Origin of the sequence: Kitasatospora sp. NPDC051702 (assembly GCF_040681575.1) — a bacterium.
Classification (GTDB): domain Bacteria; phylum Actinomycetota; class Actinomycetes; order Streptomycetales; family Streptomycetaceae; genus Kitasatospora.
The window spans coordinates 1-21,041 of record NZ_JBFAZB010000014.1; the positions used below are offsets into that span (position 1 = coordinate 1).

The 21,041-nt window shown below is 77.1% G+C and carries 12 protein-coding genes; 7 read left to right on the forward strand and 5 right to left on the reverse strand.

Features of this window, described 5'->3' with window-relative positions:
* The first annotated feature begins 155 nt into the window (after window positions 1-155).
* The 5 genes from AB0N04_RS14565 (at window position 156) to AB0N04_RS14585 (ending at window position 9,515) form a co-directional block, all read left to right on the forward strand.
* Complete coding sequence (locus AB0N04_RS14565; RefSeq protein ID WP_363364359.1) at window positions 156-2,897, forward strand: lantibiotic dehydratase; 2,742 nt, start codon at window positions 156-158, stop codon at window positions 2,895-2,897.
* A 94-nt stretch (window positions 2,898-2,991) separates the two neighbouring features.
* The gene (locus tag AB0N04_RS14570; protein ID WP_360222880.1) at window positions 2,992-4,143 is read left to right on the forward strand and encodes a hypothetical protein; all 1,152 of its coding nucleotides are present in this window, start codon (window positions 2,992-2,994) and stop codon (window positions 4,141-4,143) included.
* A 17-nt stretch (window positions 4,144-4,160) separates the two neighbouring features.
* Window positions 4,161-5,843, forward strand: coding sequence for a hypothetical protein (locus tag AB0N04_RS14575; protein WP_360222877.1), 1,683 nt, complete (start codon window positions 4,161-4,163; stop codon window positions 5,841-5,843).
* Window positions 5,840-7,771 (forward strand): TOMM precursor leader peptide-binding protein, encoded by a 1,932-nt coding sequence (locus AB0N04_RS14580; protein WP_360222874.1) that lies wholly within the window; start codon window positions 5,840-5,842, stop codon window positions 7,769-7,771. The genes AB0N04_RS14575 and AB0N04_RS14580 overlap by 4 nt, the downstream gene beginning before the upstream one ends.
* Before the next feature lie 64 nt (window positions 7,772-7,835).
* Window positions 7,836-9,515, forward strand: coding sequence for a thiopeptide-type bacteriocin biosynthesis protein (locus tag AB0N04_RS14585; protein WP_360222871.1), 1,680 nt, complete (start codon window positions 7,836-7,838; stop codon window positions 9,513-9,515).
* Window positions 9,516-9,584: 69 nt separating this feature from the next.
* On the opposite strand, the gene AB0N04_RS14590 is transcribed toward AB0N04_RS14585, so the two are convergent.
* The 5 genes from AB0N04_RS14590 to AB0N04_RS14610 all read right to left on the reverse strand — a co-directional run bounded on the left by AB0N04_RS14590 (window position 9,585) and on the right by AB0N04_RS14610 (window position 17,295).
* Entirely contained in the window at window positions 9,585-10,328 is a 744-nt protein-coding gene (locus AB0N04_RS14590; protein ID WP_360222868.1) for an SOS response-associated peptidase, read from the reverse strand.
* Window positions 10,329-10,648: 320 nt separating this feature from the next.
* Window positions 10,649-12,715, reverse strand: coding sequence for an alpha-galactosidase (locus AB0N04_RS14595; RefSeq protein ID WP_363364363.1), 2,067 nt, complete (start codon window positions 12,713-12,715; stop codon window positions 10,649-10,651).
* A 175-nt stretch (window positions 12,716-12,890) separates the two neighbouring features.
* The gene (locus tag AB0N04_RS14600) at window positions 12,891-15,296 is read right to left on the reverse strand and encodes an RICIN domain-containing protein (RefSeq protein ID WP_360213371.1); all 2,406 of its coding nucleotides are present in this window, start codon (window positions 15,294-15,296) and stop codon (window positions 12,891-12,893) included.
* 454 nt (window positions 15,297-15,750) lie between these two features.
* Window positions 15,751-16,317 (reverse strand): rhodanese-like domain-containing protein, encoded by a 567-nt coding sequence (locus tag AB0N04_RS14605; RefSeq protein WP_360213369.1) that lies wholly within the window; start codon window positions 16,315-16,317, stop codon window positions 15,751-15,753.
* A 117-nt stretch (window positions 16,318-16,434) separates the two neighbouring features.
* Entirely contained in the window at window positions 16,435-17,295 is an 861-nt protein-coding gene (locus AB0N04_RS14610) for a sulfite exporter TauE/SafE family protein (RefSeq protein WP_360213367.1), read from the reverse strand.
* A gap of 444 nt (window positions 17,296-17,739) precedes the next feature.
* Here AB0N04_RS14610 and AB0N04_RS14615 point away from each other — a divergent pair, with 444 nt between their 5' ends.
* A complete protein-coding gene (locus tag AB0N04_RS14615; RefSeq protein ID WP_360213365.1) occupies window positions 17,740-19,125 on the forward strand; it encodes an MBL fold metallo-hydrolase in 1,386 nt (461 codons plus the stop codon).
* 117 nt (window positions 19,126-19,242) lie between these two features.
* On the forward strand, window positions 19,243-20,955 hold the full coding sequence (locus AB0N04_RS14620) for a GAF domain-containing sensor histidine kinase (protein WP_360213363.1): 1,713 nt from the start codon (window positions 19,243-19,245) through the stop codon (window positions 20,953-20,955).
* The last annotated feature ends 86 nt before the right edge of the window (window positions 20,956-21,041 follow it).

The window sequence follows — 21,041 nt, forward strand, 5'->3', positions numbered from 1 at the left end:
GCCCCGATCTCCTCCGCGGTGACCGGGGAGACCCGGGCCACCGCCCGGTGCCGGGGCCGACCGTCCGTCCCGGCCCCGGCCCTGCCGCCCGCACAGCCGCACGCACGGCACCCGGACATCGTCCGCACCACCGGCCCGTCGGAGGGAGCCCCGCCATGCCGAACCACGCACCGTCGAACGGCGTCGCCCCGGGCCGCGCCCGGACCCACGCCATCCCGCCGCAGCACGCGCCGACGGCCCAGCCGGCCCAGCTGGCCCAGCGCGCCGGGGCAGCCGGGGCACCGCCCGCCCGCACGGCTCCGTACACCCTGGTACGGGCCACCGTGCTCGCCCGGCCGGCCCAGTCCGCCCCGGCCGCCGCCGTCCGGGACCTGCTCGGCCGGCTCACCGCCCTCGAGGCCGCCGAGGCCGTCCTCCGGCCCGCGCTCTGCGACGACCTGCACGCCGAACGCGCCCGCCACGGCGAGGAGTTCCACCGCCGGGTCGCCCTCCCGCTCCGCCGTGACCTGCACAACGGCCGCCCGCCCCGCCCGGCCCTCCTCGACCGGCTCGGCGACCTCCCCGACCGCCTGCCGCGGCTCGCCGCCTGGCTGGAGCTGCGCGCCCGCCGCGCCCGGTTGCTGGACGAGCTCGCCGCCGCCCTCCCGCCCGCGCTCGCCGCCGAACGCGCGGCCCTGGCCGGGTTGTGCGCCGAACCCGCCCTCGCCCGCGCCGTCGCCCTCACCAGCGCTGACCTGCTGCGCGCGGTCTCCGCCGCCGCGCGCCGCGGCCTCCAGCCGGGGGAGCGCGGCGGGCGGGCCCGCAAGGAGGAGGCGGCCGTCCTGCGCCACGCGCTGCGGGCCACCACCAAGACCAGTCCGCTCTCCTGGTTCACCGCCGTCGGCTGGGCGGACGCGGACGCGGACGCGGGTGTGGGTGCGGACGCGGGTGCGGGCGCGGGAGCACCGAGCGCGGACGCGGCCGACGGCGCGCCCCCGCGGGCCGTCGTCAAGGAGAACCGCACCCTGGTCGGCGCCCTCGTCGAAGCCCTGCTCGACGACCCCCGCCGCAGCCGCACCCTGCCCCACCGGATGGCCGGCTCCACCCGGACCGGCGACGGCCTCGCGCGCTACGCCCGCAGCCAGGTGGTGTTCGCCGGAGGGCGGTACCTCGTCACCCGGGAGGAGCAGGTCCAGCTGGCCGACCGCCCCGAACTGGCCGTCCTCGCCCGGCTCGCCGACACCCCGGACACCCCGGGCCGCCTCGCCGCCCGCCTCGCCGCCGCCCTCGGCCGGCCCGACGGCGACCCCGCCGTCCACCGCTTCGTCGGCCAGCTCCTGGGCGCCCGGCTGCTCGCCCCGACCGACCCGGTCGACCCCCAGGCCGAGGCGCCGCTGCGCCGCCTCGCGGACTGGCTCCGGCAATGGCCGGAGGACGCCGGGCTGGTCCGGATGATCGCCGAACTCGCCGACCGGACGGAGGACTTCGGTTCGGCTCCGGCCGACCGGCGCCCCGCGCTGCTGGCCGGACTCGCCGCCGACTGGCGCCGCGCGCTCGCCGAGGCCGGCCGGCCCGTTCCGGCCGAGGCCGCCCCACTGACGGTCCTCACCGAGGACGTCCACGCGCCCGCTCCCGCCCGCCCCCGGCTGGACGACGCGGACCGCAGGGCGCTCGGCGAAGCGGCCGCGCTCGCCGAGCTGTTCGACCACGGCCACCTGATGCGCCGGGCGGCCCGGGACCGCTTCGTCGCCCGCTACGGCGTCGGCGGGGTCTGTACCGCCCCCTGGGAGTTCGGCGCCGACGCCGCCGAAGCCTGGGCCGACGCCGGAAGCTCCGCCGTCCCGGCCGAACTCGCCCACCTCCGGGCGGAGTTCGCCGCCACGCCCGAGCGGGGCGGGGAACAGCTGCTGCCCGTCGAGCAGCTGCGCGCCCTGGCCGAGCGCCTGCCCGACTGGACCGCCGCCCGGCCGCTCAGCTACTCCTGGTTCGTCCAGCGCGACCCCGCCGACGGACTGCTCTGCGTCAACCACGTCTACGGCGGGTGGGGGCGGTTCACCAGCCGCTTCCTCGACGAGGCGGGGCCACGGGCGGCCGCGGCCGTCGCCGCGCAGATCCGCCGCGGCCTGGGACCCGGTGCCCGCGCCGCCCAGATCCGGCCCGTCGGCGGCTTCAACGCCAACCTCCACCCCCGGCTGCTGGCCGACGAGATCGGCCCCGACCGGCGCTGGACCGGTCTCGCCGAGGCGGACCTCGACCTCGTCCACGACCCCGCGAGCGACCAGCTGCGCTTCCGGCTGCGTACCACCGGTGAGCACCTCGACGTGCTCTACCTGGGCTTCCTCGCACCGATCATGCTGCCCCAGCGGCTCGCCCCGCTGCTCGCCGACCACCCCAACGGCGTCGTCGACTTCCGCCCCCTGCTGCCGCGCACCGCACTGCCCGCCCCCGGCGGCACCGTCACCCGCACCCCGCGGCTGCGGTACCGCCACCTCGTGCTGGCCCGCCGCCGCTGGCACCTCCCGGCGGACGTCCTGGACGCCCTGCGCGCCGACCTCGCCGCCGACCCCGGCCCGGACGGCGTGCCCGCCACGACCGCCGCCCGCTGGCGCGCCCGGCTCGACCTCCCCGAACAGCTCTTCCTCCACCCCGTCCCGGACCAGGCCGAGGGGCCCGCCGCGGACGCCTTCGTCGCCCACCTGCGGGCGCCGAAGCCCCAGCCCGTCGACCTCGGCGACCCGCTCCACCTGCACCACCTCGGCAAGTGGCTCACCCGCCACCCCCGGGGCGTCGTCCTGGAGGAGGCCCTCCCGGCCGTCGGAGGTGCGGCGGAGCCGACCAGGGCCGTCGAACTGGTCGCGGAGACGTACCGCCCGGGGCGGCCGGGACGGGCCCGGCGCCCCGCGGGTGAGCGGCCGTGACCGGCGCGCCGCCCGGCGGCGCCCGCAGACCGCCGGCGGGCGGCCGCCCCGATCGTCACGAAGGCCCATCCGAACAGCGTCGAGGAGGCGTGCGATGACCGACCCTGAGGCCGCGACAGCCCGGGACGTGGTCCTCTACCACTACCAGCCCGGCAAGACCCGGGCGCTGCGCGAGGCCGTGCTGCCGCTGGCCCGGCAGGCCGAGACCGACGGGCTGCGCGCGCACGTCGAGCGCCACTGGCGGTTCGGCCCGCACCTGCGGCTGCGGCTGGCCGGGCCCCCCGGGCAGGTGACCGACGCGGCCGAACACGCGGCCGGGCGGCTGAGGGCCTGGGCGGCGGCGCACCCCTCCACGGCGGACCGGACCGACGCACAGCTGCTGGCCGAGGCCGCGGTGGCCGGACGCGTCGAGCTGATCGCCCCGCCGTACGGCCCGCTGGTCCCGGACAACACCGTCCGGATCGAGCCCGTCGAGGACGCCGCCACGACCGCGCTGAACGCCCTGCTCGGCGCCGACGCGGCCGCGCTGCGGGACGAGCTGCTCCGGCTCGGGCTGCCCGCCCTCGGCTCGGCCTGCGACTTCCTCGCGGCACACGGCGACCGGGCCGAGGCCCGGGTCCAGCTCGTGGTGGCGGCGCTCGCCGCGCACGCCACCGCCCACCCGGACGGCCTGGTCGGCGGCCACTACTCCTTCCTCTCCCACCTGGAGGACTTCCTCCTCCACGAGGACCCGGACGGCCGGCTGCGCGCCGCGTTCGACCGCCGCTGGGCGCAGGACGGCCGTGCCGTGACGGCGCTGGTCGGCCGGATCGTCGACGGCGGCGCGCGCGGCTGGGAACGCGACTGGGCGCACTGGTCGGCGACGGCCTGGCGCCGGGCCGAGGAGCGCCTCGCGGCCGGAGCCGACCTGGCCGGCGACCGGACGGAGTACCGGGACCGCGCGGCAGCCGTCGGCGACCGCGCCACCGCCGAACGCTGGAACCACGAACTGCGCACCCGCTACAGCGAGTTCCATCAGCTGCTGCACCGCTCCGACCCGACCGGCACGATGTGGAGCCGCCCGGACTACCTGATCTACCGCGCCTGCACCAACGGCCTCTACCGGCTGCTCGCGATCTGCGACGTCCGGCCGGTGGAGCGCTACCTCGCCGCCCACCTGGTGGTGCGCAGCGTCCCGGAGCTGACCGGGCACCGCTGGCGGGCCCGGATCGACGAGGTGATCACCGCGGTCGAGGGGGCGGCATGACCGCGCCGGAGCCCCGCATGACCGCGCCGGAGCCCCGCCCCCGGCTGCGCCCGGGCGTGGCGGTCACCCCGCTGCGGGCGGGCCTGCACCTGCGCGGGCGGGGCACCAGCCTGACCCTCGAGGGAAGCCGGGCCCTCCCGGCCCTGTGGCGGCTGCTGGCGGCCGGGCCGGCCACCGGACCGGGCGAGGGCCAGGAGCCGGCACCGGGCCCCGCCGACCCGCAGACCCCGCCAGCGGTCGCGGCGGCACTGGCCACCCTGACCGCCCGCCTGCGCGAGCACGACCTGCTGGTCGACGCCCCGGCCGGTGCCGGAGTCCTGCCCTGGCCCGGCTCGGCGGCCGCCCGGCCCCAGGAGGCGGCAGCGGCCCTCGCGGCCGCCCGCCCACTGGTCACGGCGGCGGACCCGGACGGGCCGCTGGCCCGCGCGGTGGTCCGCGCGCTCGCCCGGGGCGGGGCCGCGCCGACCGCCGTCCCCGACACCGCGCTGCCCGCCGGCCGGGTGCTGCTGGTCGCGGGTGACCCGGCGGTGGCCCTCGCCGTGCAGTGCGACGCCGACGGCGGGTTCGTCACCGCGCCGGCCGGTCCGGCCCGCACCCGCGCCGACGCCGAGGCCCTCGCCGCCCGCCTGCGCGAGGGTGCCGACCCGGCGGCCTCCGGCGCGTCACCACCGCCGACGCTGCCCGCGCTCCTCGCCGCGGCCGCGGCCCACCGCCTGCTCTGCGCCGTCGCTGGCCTGACCGACCCGGGGGACCCGGCCGAGGACCCGCGGCTGCTCGCCACCCGACCCGCCGTGCTGGTCGCCGACGCCCGCCCGCCGCGGGCCGAGCACCACCCGTGGGCGGCCGCCCCGGGCCCCCGGGCCGCGCCCCCGGCGGACCTGGCGGAGGCCCTGCGCCGGATCGCCGCCCTCGGCGACCCTCGACTCGGTCTGCTGGACCGGCCGACCCCCGGCGACCTGCCGCAACTGCCCGTCGCCCTGGTCTCCTGCCGCACCCCGGCCGGCCTGCTCGTGGCGGGCGCCGTCCGCACGGACCTGGCCCGGCTGGCCGCCGCCTGCCGGGCCGTCGAACTCCACCTGGCCGCCGTCGACCCGGCCGCCCCCGTCGTGGGCGCCGACCGGGGCGACGCGCTCGGCCGGGCCCTGCGCCGGGCCTGCCTGGCCGACCCCGCCGGCGGGCCCGCCGTCCCGGACGCCGCCTGGCGGCACCACCCCCAGGCGGCCCACTGGTGCGCGGCGCTGACCAGGGCCCTCGGCCGCCCGCCGGAGCTGACAGTGCGTCAACTCGAAGACTCCGGAGCGTTCCTGGCCGAGATCGACGACGCGGCGGCAGCCGTCCCGGACCGGGCCGTCGAGGCCACCCCGGCCGACGCCGTCACGGTCGCCGCGCTCGCCGCCCTCACCCGCCGCTCCGCCGCCGGCCTGCGGCTCCCCGCCGCGCGGCACACCACCCTCACCGGCTCCGCGGCCGCCCTGGCCACCGCCGGTCCGGCACCGGCCCCCTGGACGGACGAGGGCTGGACGGACCGCTGGCTCACCGGACTCGCCACCCGCGAGGAACGGTTGCAGACGGACCTGCGGCAGCTGACCGGCCTGCGCGCCGTCGAGTGGCGCCCCGCCACCCCCGCCGCGCAGCCCTGGGCCGACGCCCTGCACGGCTGCGGCCTCACCGCCCTCGTCACCACCGGAGGCCGCACATGACCGCGACGAGCCCGCCGGCCCCGACGGCCGCTCCCACCGCCGCAAGCGCCGAGCCCGCCCTCCTCGACCCCGACCAGGCCCTCGCGACCACCAGCGGCACCGCCCTGGTCCACCTCACCACCTGGACCCTCGGCCTGGCCGAACGCCTCAGCCGCCACGCCCTCGCCCACCCCGTCCGGCTGGTGCCGATCCGGGAGGACGGCGCCCACACGGTGATCGGACCGGTCCTTCGGCCGGGGGCGGCGGCCTGCCTGCACTGCACCGAGTACCAGCGACTGGCCACCGCGGGCGGCCGCGTCCCCTGGCAGAGCCCCACCCTCGCCCTCGCCGGCACCGGCACCCCGGCGTTCACCGAGGCGGCGGCCGCCCTCGCCGCCGACCTGCTCGCCGAACCCGCCGACGGCACCGCGCCGCACGCCACCGTGTACGTCCTCCACGGCGACCGCGCCACCTGGTCCACCCACCGCGTCCGCCCCGTCGGCGGCTGCCCGGTCTGCCACCCGCTGCCCGCCGACGGACCGGCCGCCGCCCGGCTGCCCTCGACCCCCCGCCCGCTGCCCGACCCGACCGTACTGCGCGGCGCCAACGACCGCACCGGCGCCGACCGGCTGCGCGCCGAACTGCACGACGAGCGCTTCGGCCCCGTCCGGCGCCTCTTCCGCACCGAGGACTCGGCGTTCGCCCTCACCACCGCCTGGGTCACCGACGGTCGGCTGCTCGACGACGGCGGGTACGGCCGGGCCGCGGACTACCGTTCCAGCGAGCGGGTGGCCCTCTTCGAGGCCGTCGAGCGCCACGCCGGCATGCGCCCGCTCGGCCGCCGGACCGTCCTGCGGGCCTCCCACGCCGCCCTGGCGCGCGAGCTCGGCCCCGGCGCCGTCCTCGACCCCGTCCGCCTCGGCCTGCCCGACCCGGCGCACCACGGGCACCCGGCCGCCGCCACCGTCCCGCACACCCCCGACCTGGTGCTGGACTGGGTGCACGGCTGGTCCCTCACCCACCGCCGCCCGATCGCCGTCCCCGAACACGTCGCCTACTGGGACCTCCCCGACCGGGGCCGCCCCCGGGTGGTCTACGAGTCCTCCAACGGCTGCGGGCTCGGCAACAGCCCCCAGGAGGCCGCGCTCTACGGCCTGTTCGAGGTCGCCGAACGCGACGCCTTCCTGATGGCCTGGTACGCGCGGACCCCGCTGCCCGGCGTCGCCGTCCCCGTCGAGGACCGGGCCGTCGCCGACCTCGCCGACCGCGCACACCTGCTCGGCTACCGGCTCACCCTGCTCGATGCCACCAACGACCTCGGCGTCCCCGCCGTGATCGCCCTCTGCCGCCACCGCGGCGGCCACCCGGACGCCCCGCGCACCTTCCTGGCCGCCGGCGCCCACCACGACCCGGCGGTCGCGATCCGCTCGGCCGTCGCCGAGGTGGTCACCAACGTGCAGGAGGCCGCGCACCGCTCCGCCGCCCCCGGCGGACCGCGCGACCCGGACCGGCTCCGGCCGATGCTGGAACGGCCCGAGCTGGTGGTCGGCCTCGACGACCACGTCGGCCTCAACACCCTGCCGGAGGCCCAGCCCCGCCTCGACTTCCTGTTCGCCGGGCCGCCCCCGGTGCCCTGGCGTCGGCGCTGGCCCGGCGCCCCCGAACCGGTCACCGACCTGACCCGGCTGCTGGACCGGACGGTGGAGCGCCTCGCCGCCGAGGGACTGGAGGTGGTCGTGGTCACCCAGGACGAACCGGGGGTGCGCGACCGGCTGGGCCTGCACTGCGTCAAGGTCGTCGTCCCCGGCACCCTCCCGATGACCTTCGGCCACGTCAACCGCCGCACCCGCGGCCTGCCCCGGCTGCTGGACGTCCCGCACCGCCTCGGCCGAACCCCCCGCCCGCTGCGGTACGAGGACCTGCCCCTCCACCCGCACCCGTTCCCCTAGCCACCCCGCCGCCGACAGTCGCAGAGCCGGGGCACCGAGCAGCCCGGGAAGGACCCGAGGACCCATGACCACCCACCCGCCGACCACCACCGACTGGCAGAGCCTCCACCTGGCCCTGCCCCTCCCCGCCCCGGACACCGACGCCTTCGTCACCGAGGACCTCGCCCCGCTCCTGGACGGCCTCACCACGGCGCACCCCGGCACCGACTGGTTCTTCATCCGCTACAACGAGGGCGGCCCCCACCTGCGGATCCGCCTTCGCGGCCCCGGCGCCCCCGGACGGGCCGACGGGCTCGCCGCCGCCCTCACCCGCCTCGCCACCCGCCGCACCCCGCCCGACGGCACCCGCGCCGCCCGCCACGGCGAGGTCACCGCCGTCCCCTACGCACCGGAGACCGAACGCTACGGCGGCCCCGCCCTGCTGCCGATCGCCGAGGAGGTCTTCGTCCACTCCTCCCGCACGGTCGTCCGCGCCCTGACCGCCGCCCCGGCGGCCGCCACCCGGCTGCCGCTGGCCCTCGACCTCGCGCACACCACCGCCCACGCGCTCGGGCTCGACGAGCTCGCCGCCGCCCGCTGGCTGCGCCGCCACGCCGCCTCCTGGCGGTGGGTCACCGAGTTCCGGCCGCTGCCCGGCGCCGCCGTCCACACCAGGGTCAACACGGTCTTCGCCCAACAGCGCCAGGCACTCGCCCGCCGCGCCCGGGCCCTGCGCGAGGCCCTCGACGCCGGCACCGCCGCGCCCTGGCTCACCGACTGGGCCGGGGAGGTCACGGCCGCCGCCGAACGCATGCGCGCCGCCGCCCCGCCCGAGGCCGCCGAACGCCTCTCCTGGGTCTGGGCCTCCCAGCTGCACATGCTGTTCAACCGGCTCGGAGTCGGCCCCGACGAGGAGCGCGCGGTCTGTCGGCTCGCCGCCCGCACCCTGCTGGAGACCGACGGCGCGACCGCCCCGTTCCCCTTCTTCCCCGCCGACCACCACGCCCCCGACTACCAGTACCTGGAGCGCAGCAAGTTCCAGATCGGCCGCGCCGAGGACACCGCCCTGCGCGACCTGGCGCCCCGCCAGGTACCGCAGGAGGCGACCGGGGACGTCCCGCTGCCCGCCGAGCCGCTCCCCGCCGTCCTGCTCGCCGAGGCCCTGCGCAGCCGCCGCTCCACCCGCGGCGCGCTCACCGGACCGCTCACCGCCGCCACCCTCGGCGCGGTCCTCTGGTCCGCGCTCGCACCGAGCCACACCACCCGCCAGCCCCTCGCGGACGGCACCGCCCGCACCCTCCGGCACCGGCCGCACCCCAGCGCGGGCGCCCTCCACTCCGTCCGGGTCCGGCTGCTCGCCCTCGCCGTCGACGGCCTGCCCGCCGGCACCTACCAGTGCCTCCCGGAACGCCGCGCCCTGCGCCCGATCGGTCCGGCACCCGCTCTCGACGACCTCAAGGCCCTCTCCTCCTACCTCTCCCGCCCGGCCGAGGACCCGGACGCCGTCGGCATCGACCACGCCCCCGCCGTCCTGGCCGTCCACCTCGACCTCGCCCTGCTGCGCCGCCGCTACGGGCTGCGAGCGCTGCGCCTCGGCCTGCTGGAGGCCGGCCACCTCACCCAGAACCTGCTGCTCACCGCCGCCGCCTGCGGCCTCGGCACGATCCCGCTCGGCGGCCTCCACGACGACCTCGCCCACGAACTCCTCGGCCTGGACGACCTCGACGAACCCGTCCAGTACCTCCTCCCGCTGGGGCGCGCCTGACCCCGGGCGACTTCTCCGGGCCGTCGGGCCGGCGGGTCGGCGGGGGCGGCGGGGCCGGCCGACGTCCGGTCAGTCGGCCAGGCCGAGCGGGTCGGGGGCGGGGTCGAGGAGCTGGGGCCCGTTGTTGCGGACGCTGTTGACGGTGGTGGGGACGGCGCGGACGGTCAGGGCGCCGTCGGCGGGGCGGCGGAGCAGCCGGTGGAGCTCGTCGGAGTCGGTGTGGTCGGGGGCGAGCCAGGAGGCGAGGTCGTCGGGGGCGACGGTGAGCGGCATCCGGTCGTGGACGCGCCCGGCGCTGTCGCTCGCGTCGGTGGTGATGACGGCGGCGGTGGCCAGCCAGGCCGCCGGGTCGTCCTCGGGCCGGGTCGGGTCGCGCCAGAACTCGTACAGGCCGGCCATCAGCATCACCGAGCCGGTGCTCAGGAAGTAGGGCTGCTTGTACTTCTTCCGCCCGGCCTCGGCGGGGACCTCGCGCCACTCGAAGTAGCCGTCGGCGGGGACGACGCAGCGGCGGGTGGCGAAGGCCTTGCGGAAGGCGGGCTTGACGTGGACGGTCTCCGAGCGGGCGTTGATCATGCGGGCGCCGCCGGACGGGTCCTTGGACCAGGACGGCACCAGGCCCCAGCGCAACGGGCGCAGCTGGCGGAGTAGTTCACCGGTCTCCCGGTCGACGCGTTCCAGCACGGCCGGCACCGGGTCGGTGGGGGCGACGTTCCAGCTGGGGGCGAGGGCCTCGGCCGGATCCCAGCGCAGCTCTCCGAGCAGGCTGACGAGGTCCTGGGGCGTGGTGGTGGAGACGAATCGGCCGCACATGGCCCCCACCCTGCCACTCGGTGGCCCGTCGTGCCGGGCATTCCCGGTCCGGCACCGCGGTCCCGTCCCGTCCCGTCCCGTCCCGTCCCGTCACGGCGCGGCCGGGCCGCCGCCCGCACCGCGGCGCGGTGGGCCCGGTGCTGGGCGGCGCGCCGGCGGAGCACCGGGGCCGGGTGGTGGCGGCCCGCCGGCCGTACCCGGTCGCGGCGGTCGCCGTCGCGGGCGTGCTGCTGGTGCCGGGCCCGGGCCTCTGCGCGTGCGTGGCGCTCGCCCCGGCCGCGTCCGCCCGCCGAGGCCCGGCGGACGCGGCGACGTCGGGGTCAGGACAGCAGGTTCCACCCCTGGCCGGCGGCGGCGCCGTCCGCCGCGTCCGTGGTCACGGTGGCGCCCGGCGCCCCGTGGCCGGTGAGCACCAGGCCGGTGGCGACGTTGGTGATGGTGAGGGCGCCGGTGGCGGAGTCCTGGACGACCCGCCACTCCTGCCAGGGGTTGCCGGGGGAAGGGTTCAGCAGGTAGGCGCTGTTCCCGGCCGCCGTCCCGGCCGAGAGCACGGTGTGCGCGTGGGTGGCGGTGCCGCAGTTGTCGCTGATCCGCACGGTGCCGTCCGGGTTGCCGGTGAAGGTCCACTGCTCGGAGGTGTGGGTGGGCCACCAGGTGTTGACGTCCGCGACGGAGCCGAGCGGGGAGCTGCAGGTGCCCGAGACCTCCAGGGCCAGGCCGCCGCCCGTGGCGACGGCGTGGTACCGGCCGTCGTCGACCACGGCGGCCGGGGTGGTGGCCGCCCGCGCGGAGAGCCGGTAGAGCGCCGCGCCGTGCGGTGCCACGGTGGCGGTCAGGGTGTCGGTGACGGTCGATCCGGCGCCGCTCCAGAGCTCCTTGGCGGTGTAACCGGGGCCGCTCAGGCCGAGCTCGCGCAGGCTGGTGCCGACGGTCCGGCTCGCGGCCGGGTCCTGGTTGACGAGCAGCACGGCGGTGTCCCCGTTCGCCAGCCGCCGCTTGAGGACGACCGGGGCGGTGGGGCTCGCGGGCCGGGCGCCGACCAGTGTCGCGGGCTGGGCCAGGGCGTCCTGGTCGATCGCGATGACGTCCCGGTTCTTCAGCGTGGCCAGGCTCGCCGCGTCGATCCCGGTGGACCAGCTGTGCCCGTCCTGGGTGTGCCGGGACTGCGCGGCGGTGCGCAGGTCGGCGCCGGAGATCAGCGGGGCGGCGAGCATCGCGAGGATCGAGGTCTCGGTGCGGGACTCGTCGCCGGTGAAGGGCTTGTGGCAGGTGCAGGTGTCGGTGGTGCCCCAGAGGCCGTAGACGTCCTGCCAGCCGGTGAACATCATGTCGAGGTCGTTCCAGCTGCCCGGTCGGACGTTGCCGGGGTACTGGAGGGCGGTCTGCAACTGCCCGTTCCAGAGCACGCCGTCGAGTTCGCTGTCGCGGTCGCCGCCGATCCGGCAGAGGTTGGCGACCTGGCCGCACCAGACGCCGGTCGGCGCGTAGCCGGGCGCCTGGAAGGGCACCGGGTCGGCTGCCCGGACGACCGGGTCGGTGCGCGCCGGGTCGTCGGCGGCCTGCAGGTACGGGACGCCGGTGTGGACGGGCTGCGCGGAGACGCTGAGGGTGACCTTCGGCCGGCCGTGGGCGACGGAGGCGGCGTCGAGCGCCCGCTGGAAGTCCTGGACGCGGGCGTAGACGGAGCGGGTGAGTTCCCGGCCCTCGCCCTGGGTGCCGTAGTCGTGGCCGTCCGGGCCGGTGATCCGCGGGCCGTACGGGCAGTCGTCGTACTTGACGAAGTCGACGCCCCAGGAGACGAAGTCGTCCGCGTCGGTGGCCTCGTGGCCGAGGCTGCCGGGGTGCATCTGGCAGGTGAGGTAGGTGTCGGTGGCGTAGAGGCCGAACTTCATGCCCTTGGCGTGCGCGTAGCGGGCGAGGTACTCGATGCCGTTGACGGTGCGTCCGTCGACGGTCTGCGCGGGGAAGTGGTCGGGGCGCGGGAGCAGGTGGCCGCTGGTGGGGTCGTGGCCGGTGCCGTCGGTGCCGCTGACGGGGTTCCCGGCGGCGTCGTAGAGCTGCAGCGAGCCGTCGGCGGTGCGCGCCGGGTCGGTGGTCTGGCCGTCGCGGTGCCAGAGCGACCAGCCGTCGTCGATGGTGACGGTGTCGTAGCCGGCGGCCACCAGGCCGTTGGCGGCCATGAAGTCGATGGTCTGGACGACCTGGTCCTGGGTGACCTCGGTGCCGAGGGAGTTCCAGGAGTTCCAGCCCATCGGCGGGGTGAGGGCGGCGCCGTTGCCCAGGGCGGCGGCCGGCGCGGCCGTGCCCAGGGCGAGGGTGCCGAGGCCGGTGGCGGCGAGGGCCAGCGCGAGCACGGGGGCCGCGAGGCGGTGGGGGACGAGGCGCATGGGGCGCTCCTGTGGGGGGGTGGGGGATCCGGCGGTGCGCCGGTGGGGGCGGACGGGGCGTCCGGGGGTGCGCGGCCGACCGGGGCGGGGGCCCGGCCGGCCGCGGTACCGGGGGGTGGGGGGCGTGCGGGTGTGGGGTGTGCAGGCGGGGGCGGGCGATGGGCCCGCGGCGGGGTCAGCCGGTGACGGCGGCGGTCGCGGTCCGGCCGGGGGCGACGGTGACGGTGGCGTAGGTGTAGGTCACGCCGTCGACCGTCCTGGTGCGGACGGGCAGGCTCCGCCCGTCGACGGTCAGGCCGGTGCGCGCCCCGGTGAAGCGGGCCTCCCAGACGAGCGGGGAGCGGCCGGTGTTGGTCAGGGTGGTGCTGCGGTGGCCGTCCTGCCGGACGGTGACGGACCCGGCGCCGACCGGGATGTCGGCGACCTGCAACCAGCCCATCGTGGAAGGCAGTTGGGAGGCCGTGGTGAGGGTGCCGGCGGCCGCGTCGGGCTGCACGCCGAGCAGGCCCTGGACGGTCTGGCTGAGCAGGGTGAACGGGACCTCGGGGTAGTCGCCGTTGAGCATGCGTCCGCTCGCGTGGAGCTGGTCGACGCCCTGGTGGATCTGCCGCATCCACTTCCACGCCGTGTCGCCGTCGTGGTTGGCGAAGAAGGCGTCCGGCAGGTAGGTGAGGGCCTCCAGGTTGGACGAGCGGTCCGGGCCGGAGTCGGCCGCGTCGACGGCGGCTAGGAAGGCGTCGCGGCGCGGGCCCGGGTCGAGCAGCCCCTTGACCGGCATCAGCACGTTCGCCTCGTACCCCCAGCCGGTCACCGGCCGCCCGGTGGTGTCGTAGCCGTGCACGACCTCGCCGGGCTGCGCCGAGTCCACGCTCCAGGTGGAGTTGACGTAGGTGCGCAGCGCGGTGGCGGCCCGCTGGTAGCCCGCCGCGGTCGCGGTGTCGCCCTGGGCGGAGGCCAGCGCGGCGGCCGCGAGGTACGCCTGGTACTGGGAACCCAGCGCGTCGCCGGCCTCGGCGTAGGTGCTGGTGGCGTTCTCGGCGTAGCTGGCGGTGCCGGCGAAGATGCTGCTGCTGGTGGCCTGGGGGATGGGCAGGCCGCCGTTGTCGACGGGGCCGGGGTGGCCGGCGATGAAGGGGCCGAGGGTGTTGCGGACGTACCCGGTGAGGGTGGGGTCGTCGACGTAGTCGCGGTCCCCGGTCCACTGGTAGGCCTCGCCGGCCTTCTGCACCAGCTCGAACGGCGCGGGCAGCTCGCGGACGAAGCGGTCGGGTCCGCGGTAGTCGATGCTGCCGTACGTCCTGGCGTCGAAGTTGAGCGCCCAGACCGGGTAGAGCCGGTTGACCTCGGTGGCCGAGGCGGCGAAGCCGCGCAGCATGGTCTTGTTCTCGGCGTCCAGGCCGAGCAGGTGGGCGCCGACCAGTTGGTGGGCGAAGTCGCGGCTGTAGAAGTCGGAGCGGAACGGGTAGCCGGCCCAGTAGGTGGTGTCGTAGGTGGTGCTGCCGGTGCCACCGGTGTGGTTCTCGTCCATGTTGAGCACACCGCTCGTGCCGGCCTGCTGCACCCAGCTGTTGGCCTTGGTCTTGGCCCAGTCGAACAGGGCGACGACCTCCGGGTCGGAGGAGCTGATCCGCGGGTCCCGGGGAGCGGCCGGGGCGACGGCGACGTCGTCGACGTTGACCCAGCCGGTGGGGGAGGAGCCGATGCCGACGGTGACGGTGTCGCCGGCCGCGACGCGGATCCGGGGCAGCGTGTACTTGGCGTAGGTGGGCTGTTCGGGCAGGCTCAGCGAGCCCGCCACGGCGCCGTTGACGCGGACCTCGAAGGTGCCCCCGGCGCCGCCGGTCGCGATCCAGGCCGACAGGTCGTAGGCGCCCGCGGTGACGGCCGTGACCTGGCGGCTCACCCGGTAGCCGGTGCCGGCGTCCAGGTAGGCGAGGCGGCTGCCGGTGTGCGGGTTGTTGGTGGCGGTGCCGGTGTGCTCGGTGAGGGTCCAGCCGTCCGCGCCCTGTTCGAAGCCCGGGTTGGGCAGGACCAGCGGCTCGGTGCGGGTGAGCGTCCACCGGTGGGCGGGCCGGGTGTCGCAGTCCCGGCGCCGGGCCGCGGCCTCCCGGTCGTCCGCGTCCGCGGCGGTGAGACAGCCGCCGCCCGCGGCCAGCGTGTAACGGCCGCCCGGAGCGCGGGAGATGGTGAAGGCGGCGGTGCCGGGGGCGGTGCCGCAGTCCGCCGCGGTGGGGCGCTGCCCGGCCCCGCCGAGGGCGAGGCAGCGGCCGCTCGCGGCGTTGACGAGCTGGTAACCCCCGGTGGTGGTCCGGTGCAGCTGCCAGCGCTGGCTGAGCAGGCCCTGGCAGGCGGCGCCGACCACCGGCGTGCCGGGGGCGGTCTGCGCGTACTGCGGTCCGAGGCAACTGCCGTCCAGCGCGGAGGAGATGACGTAGGTGCCGCCGTCCGCCAGCGGAGCCGCCGCGTCGGCGGCCAGGGCGGGCCCTGCCCCGGCGGCCTGGACGGCGAGGACGGTGAGGGCCGTGAGGCCCGGGGGCAGGGCTCGGGCCGGTCCGCGGCGCGGGGCACGGGTGAGGGGCATGGCGGCTCTCCTGTCGGGCGGGTGGGGGTGCGTCAGGGGGCGGGCGCATCAGGGGGCGGGTGCGTGGACGGGCGGTCCGGCGGAGCGTCGTGGGTCAGGGCGGGTCGGCCGGCGGGAGTGGGTTTGAACGTTCAAATCCCCGAAACGGCCTTGACTCATGTGACGGGTGACATGTGTTATTTCACAGCGTCGTCCGAGTCCCGTCAACGGGCGGCGCACAAGCGGCCCTGATCGTCCCGTTTCGCCGTCGGGCCCCGGCGGCTCCGGGTACCGTCCTGGCCGCTTCCGACCGGCGAAGGTCCCCGCCCCACGGGGGTGGGCGGGGACCTTCGCCTCCGGCGGTCGGCTCAGCGTGCGAGAGTCGCGCGCAGTTGGGGTTCAGCGCTTCTGCGGCTCAGCGCCCGAATGCCGTGAGCGCTTGCGGCTCAGCCCGAGTGCCGCAAGCGCCCGCGGCTCAGCGCCCGAGCGCCGCCAGCGTCTCGTCCAGGCCCGGGGCGTCGGAGCGGGGGCGGTTGAACGGGAGCCTGCCGAGCGCCCGGCCCATGGCGCAGGTGTCGGTCAGCGAGGAGAACACCAGCCCGCCGCCGACCGCGGCCGCGAGTCGGCGGGTGCCCGGCAGGGCGCGGTCGGCGACCAGGCCGAGCAGGACCAGCGTTCCCGCGGCGAAGCGGACCTGACGGTCCATCGCCCAGACGGCCCGCGCACCGGCCGGTCGCTCCAGCGGGTGGCCGGCCGCAGCCCAGGCATCGGTGCCGCCGGTCAGGACGCGGGCCGGGACGCCGGCGCCGGCGAGCTGCCGGCAGGCGGTGGCGGCCCGCCGGCCGGAGGCGCAGGCGATCGCCAGCTCGCCCCGTTCGGCGGCGGCGCGCAGCGCGGCGAGGGCCTGGTCGAGCCGGTCGAGCGGCACGTTCAGGGCGCCGGGGACGTGCCCGGAGGCGTACTCGCCGGGGGAGCGGACGTCGATGAGGGTGAGCTGCCCGAGGCGGGGGTGGAGCTGCTCGACGGTCAGCGGCGTGGTCATGGGGGGTCCTTTCGGTGGGGGTGGGGAAGCCGGCGGCGGCCGCTGGGCCGGGCCGGAGAGAGGAGGCGGGGATTCGGTTGGTCGGGGCGGGGTTCCGGCAGCGCGTGGGCGTCGGCCTCAGGTCAGCGTGCCGACCAGCATCAGCGCGGAGACGCCGAGGAGGGCGATGGCGAAGAGCCGCTGCAGGGTGCGGCCGGCGAACCGGTCGGCGAGCCGCTTGCCGTCCCAGGCGCCGAGGATCGCGGCCCCGGTGAAGGGCGCTGCCACCGACCAGTCGACGGACCCGGCGGCGCCGAGCCGGGGGAGTAGCGCGGCGAGGGAGTTGGCGGAGATGACCAGCAGGCTGGTGCCGACCGCCTCGGCCATCGTGAAGGCGAGTGCCGAGACCAGGGCCGGGACGGCGAGGAATCCGCCGCCGACGCCGAGCAGCCCGGTGACGGCGCCGAGCCCGGCGCCCGCCGCGGCCGCGCGGCCCGCTCCGGCGGTGGGCCGGGTCCGGGGCGCGACGGCGGGCAATCTTGTCATCGCCGTCCGCACGGCCGCCGTCCGCGCCCGGGTTTCTGCTGGTGCCGCCGGCGCGGGTACGGTCCCCGCCCGCGCTACCGCGGGTGCCGTTGCCCTGGTCGATGCCAGCATCCGCCAGGCGGCGAGCCCGGCCAGGAGCGCGAAGGCGCCGGTCAGCAGCGCCCCGGGCAGGTGCGCGGAGACCGCCCCGGCCGCCGCGGCGGCGGGCAGGCCGGCGGCGGCGAACAGGGCGCCGGTGCGCCAGCGCACCCGGCCCGCCCGGGCGTGGGCGAACAGGCCGGTCAGCGAGGTGGCGGCGACGATCGCCAGGCCCGCCGTGGTGGCGAGGGCCGGGCTGAATCCCAGCAGGTAGACGAGCGCCGGGACGGCCAGCATGCTGCCGCCCCCGCCCAGCCCGCCGAGGGCGAGGCCGACCACGGCTCCGGCCGCCAGGGCCAGCAGCAGTGCGGTCATAGGGCGGCGCCGGTGTGGGCCGGATGGGGGTTCCGGGAGGAGGTGGACGGCAGCGGGGGCATGCGCTTCTCCGGTGGGTGGTGTGGCGTGGTGCGGGGCGCCCGGGGCCGGGGGGTGGGTCCGGAGCGTCGGCGGCGCACGCCGTCGGCGTGGGGGTGTCCGCCCGCGGCTCGGGGGCGCGGGGCGGTGCGACGGGCGCGCCCGGCTCGGTGGCCCGGCGACGTGCGGGGGCCTCCGAGGGGCCGGTCCACGGCCGCGGCGCGTCGGTGGGACAGCGGCGGCCGGGTCCCGTCATTCCTCACCATAGTACCCCCGGGGGTATTATCGAAAGCGTTCCGAGATACCCCCTCCCGTATCGGCAGTCCTGTCGTATGCTGGCACATATACCGAGGGGGGTATCGATCAGTGCGTTGCGACGCCCGGCGCCGCCCAGGAGGATTCCCCGTGTACTTCGCCCAGTTCTACCTCGACTGCCTCTCCCAGGCCTCGTACCTGATCGCGGACGAGCGCACCGGTCGCGCCGTCGTCGTCGACCCGCGGCGCGACGTCGACGAGTACGTCGCCGAGGCCGAGGCCCGCGGCCTCACCGTCGAGGCGGTGGTCAACACCCACTTCCACGCCGACTTCCTGGCCGGCCACCTCGAACTCGCAGCCCGCACCGGCGCCTGGATCGGCTACGGGCGGCGGGCGGAGACCGACTACCCCATCCGCAAGCTCGCCGACGGCGAGCGGATCGAGCTGGGCGACGTCACCCTCCAGATCCTCGAAACCCCCGGCCACACCCCCGAGTCGATCAGCATCCTGGTCTTCGAGCAGCCCGACGACACCGTCCCCTACGGCGTGCTCACCGGCGACGCGCTGTTCATCGGCGACGTCGGCCGCCCCGACCTGCTCGCCTCCACCGGCGTCACCGCCGAGGAACTCGGCGCCATGCTCTACGACAGCGTCCACCGCAAGCTGATGACCCTGCCCGACGAGACCCTCGTCTTCCCCGCCCACGGCGCCGGCTCCGCCTGCGGCAAGAACCTCTCCACCGACCGCCGCTCCACCATCGGCCGCGAGCGCGCCACCAACTACGCCTGCGCGCCGATGGACCAGGACACCTTCGTCCGCATCGTCACCGCCGGCCAGTCCAACGCCCCCGCCTACTTCGGCCACGACGCCGCCCTCAACCGGCAGGAGCACCCGCTCCTCGACCGCACCGCTGCCGCCCGCCCCCTGTGCCCCGAAGGCCTCCGGGAAGCCCGCGCCGCGGGCGCCGTCGTCCTCGACGCCCGCAACCCCCAGGACTTCGGCGCCGGACACCTGCACGGCGCCGTCAACGTCCCCCTCGACGGCCGCTTCGCCGAACAGGCCGGCACCGTCCTCACCCCCGACAGCACCCTTGCGATCATCGCCCCGCAGGACCGCGAGGACGAGGTCATCACCCGCCTCGCCCGCATCGGCTTCGACCACATCGCCGGCTACCTGCGTAACCCCGCCAACGCCCTGCCCGCCCTCGCCGACGACCTCACCCCCGCCCGCCGCCTCACCGCCGAGCAGCTCCGCACCGCCCTCACCAGCGCACAGCCGCCCACCGTCCTGGACGTCCGCACCTGCGGCGAACGCGAAGCCGGCTCCATCGACGGCTCCCTCCACATCCCCCTGACCGAGCTCCCGGGCCGCCTCACCGAACTCCCCACCGACCGCCCCCTGGTCGTCCACTGCGCCGGCGGCCACCGCTCCTCCATCGCCGCCAGCCTGCTCCGCCACCACGGCCACCCCGACACCGCCGACCTCCTCGGCGGCTACCACGCCTGGCACACGCTCACCCAGCCCGCCGGGGCATGAACCCAGCCCGGTGGCGCACCGCGCGCGTCGGCTCGGGTGGGGGCCGCTCGTCCGACTCGGTCGGTGGCGTCTTCTGCAAGAATCGACGCGCCGGCGGCAAGGGACGAGGAGGCTCGTATGGGCGGGGACGAGGTGCGGTCGCGGATCCCGCAGCTGCGGTTGGACGAGCTGTTGGAGGAGTTGCAGGCGCGGATCGACGCGGCCCGGGGCACTCGGGACCGGGTGCACAGTCTGCTGGAGGCGGTGCTGTCGGTAGGCCGCGAGCTGGAGCTGACGCAGGTGCTGCGGCGCATCGTGGAGGCGGCCGCCGTCCTGGTGGACGCCCGGTATGCGGCGCTCGGGGTGATCGGCCCCGACGGCGAGACGCTCTCCCAGTTCCTCACTGTGGGCATGTCGGACGAGCAGATCCAGCGGATCGGGCCGTATCCGACGGGTCGGGGCCTCCTGGGGGAGCTCATCCGCCACCCGGAGCCGCTGCGAATGATGGACCTCGCCGAGCACCCGTCGTCCGTGGGTTGCCCGGCGCAACACCCGGTGATGCGGGCGTTCCTCGGGGTGCCGGTACGGGTGCGCGAGGAGGTGTTCGGCAACCTGTACCTGACCGACAAGCGCTCCGGTGAGGAGTTCGACACCGACGACGAGTCGGTGATCTCGACCCTGGCGGTGGCGGCCGGGGTCGCGATCGACAACGCCCGGCTTTACGAGGAGGCGCAGCGCCAGCAGCGCTGGCTCGGCACGAGTGCGGAGATCACCCGTGGGCTGCTGTCGGGAGGTGACCGCTCCGAGGTGGTCGAGCTGATCGCGCGCCGGGCGCGGGAGATCACCTGCGCCGAACTGGCGGACGTCTCGGTGCCCGTTCCGGGTACCGGGACGGTACGGGTCGAGCTGGCACTGGGCGGGGACACGGCCGGGAGGCAGGGCCTGGACGTGCCGTTGGAGGGCACGCTGGCGGGCGAGGCGTGCGCGCAGGGCTCTCCGGCGGCGACGGCGGACCTGGCGGGTGATCCGCGGTTCACGGAAGGGCCGCGACTCTACGACGGTCTGGGCCCGGCGGTGGCCGTTCCGCTGGGCCGCGCGGGTGGTCCGGTGGACGGCGTGCTGCTGCTGGCGCGGCGGACGGGGGAGGCGGCGTTCACGGACCGGGAGATCGGCCCGCTGCTGGGCTTCGCCGATCAGGCGGCGCTCGCCCTGGAACTCGCCGAACGCCGCCGGGACGCCGAGCAACTGGCGATGCTGGAGGACCGGGACCGGATCGCCCGGGACCTGCACGACCTGGCCATCCAGCGGTTGTTCGCGACCGGGATGACCCTGCAGAGCGCGGCCCGCTTCATCGAGCATCCCGGCGCCTCGGACCGGGTGCTGCGAGCGGTGGGGGACCTGGACGAGACCATCAAGATCATCAGGTCGACGATCTTCGGCCTGCGGGCGCGGGAGGAGAAGGGCGTCCAGGGCCTGCGGGCACGCGTGGTGCGGGTGGCCGAGGAGGCGCAGGCCGGGCTGGGCTTCCCGCCCAGGCTGAGCATGGAGGGCCTGCTCGACACGGACGTGCCCGCGGAGGTGGCCGACCACGTGGTGGCGGTTCTGGGGGAGGCGTTGAGCAACGCGGCCCGGCACGCGCGGGCAGGGCGGATCGAGGTGGTACTGCAGGCGACCGGGTCCCGGGTGGTGCTCACGGTGCAGGACGACGGGGTGGGCATCCCGGAGCAGGGGCGGCGTAGCGGGCTGCGCAACCTCGCGGAGCGGGCCGAGACCCTGGGGGGTGTCTTCGAACTGGTCTCTCCGGAGGCCGGCGGCACCAGGTTGTCCTGGTCGGTGCCGCTGGAACACTGACCCGGCCTCACGGCGCCGCGTCCGTCGTGCCGGCCGCCGACCGAGAGGCCGGCGAGGGCGCCGGCCGGGCCGCGTCGGTGGGGGCT

Coding starts and splice junctions, on each gene's coding strand:
- AB0N04_RS14565 (WP_363364359.1), top strand. CDS start 156: ATGCCGAACCACGCACCGTCGAACGGCGTCGCCCCGGGCCGCGCCCGG.
- AB0N04_RS14580 (WP_360222874.1), top strand. CDS start 5,840: ATGACCGCGACGAGCCCGCCGGCCCCGACGGCCGCTCCCACCGCCGCA.
- AB0N04_RS14620 (WP_360213363.1), top strand. CDS start 19,243: ATGGGCGGGGACGAGGTGCGGTCGCGGATCCCGCAGCTGCGGTTGGAC.
- AB0N04_RS14570 (WP_360222880.1), top strand. CDS start 2,992: ATGACCGACCCTGAGGCCGCGACAGCCCGGGACGTGGTCCTCTACCAC.
- AB0N04_RS14600 (WP_360213371.1), bottom strand. CDS start 15,296: ATGCCCCTCACCCGTGCCCCGCGCCGCGGACCGGCCCGAGCCCTGCCC.
- AB0N04_RS14590 (WP_360222868.1), bottom strand. CDS start 10,328: ATGTGCGGCCGATTCGTCTCCACCACCACGCCCCAGGACCTCGTCAGC.
- AB0N04_RS14610 (WP_360213367.1), bottom strand. CDS start 17,295: ATGACCGCACTGCTGCTGGCCCTGGCGGCCGGAGCCGTGGTCGGCCTC.
- AB0N04_RS14595 (WP_363364363.1), bottom strand. CDS start 12,715: ATGCGCCTCGTCCCCCACCGCCTCGCGGCCCCCGTGCTCGCGCTGGCC.
- AB0N04_RS14585 (WP_360222871.1), top strand. CDS start 7,836: ATGACCACCCACCCGCCGACCACCACCGACTGGCAGAGCCTCCACCTG.
- AB0N04_RS14605 (WP_360213369.1), bottom strand. CDS start 16,317: ATGACCACGCCGCTGACCGTCGAGCAGCTCCACCCCCGCCTCGGGCAG.
- AB0N04_RS14575 (WP_360222877.1), top strand. CDS start 4,161: ATGACCGCGCCGGAGCCCCGCCCCCGGCTGCGCCCGGGCGTGGCGGTC.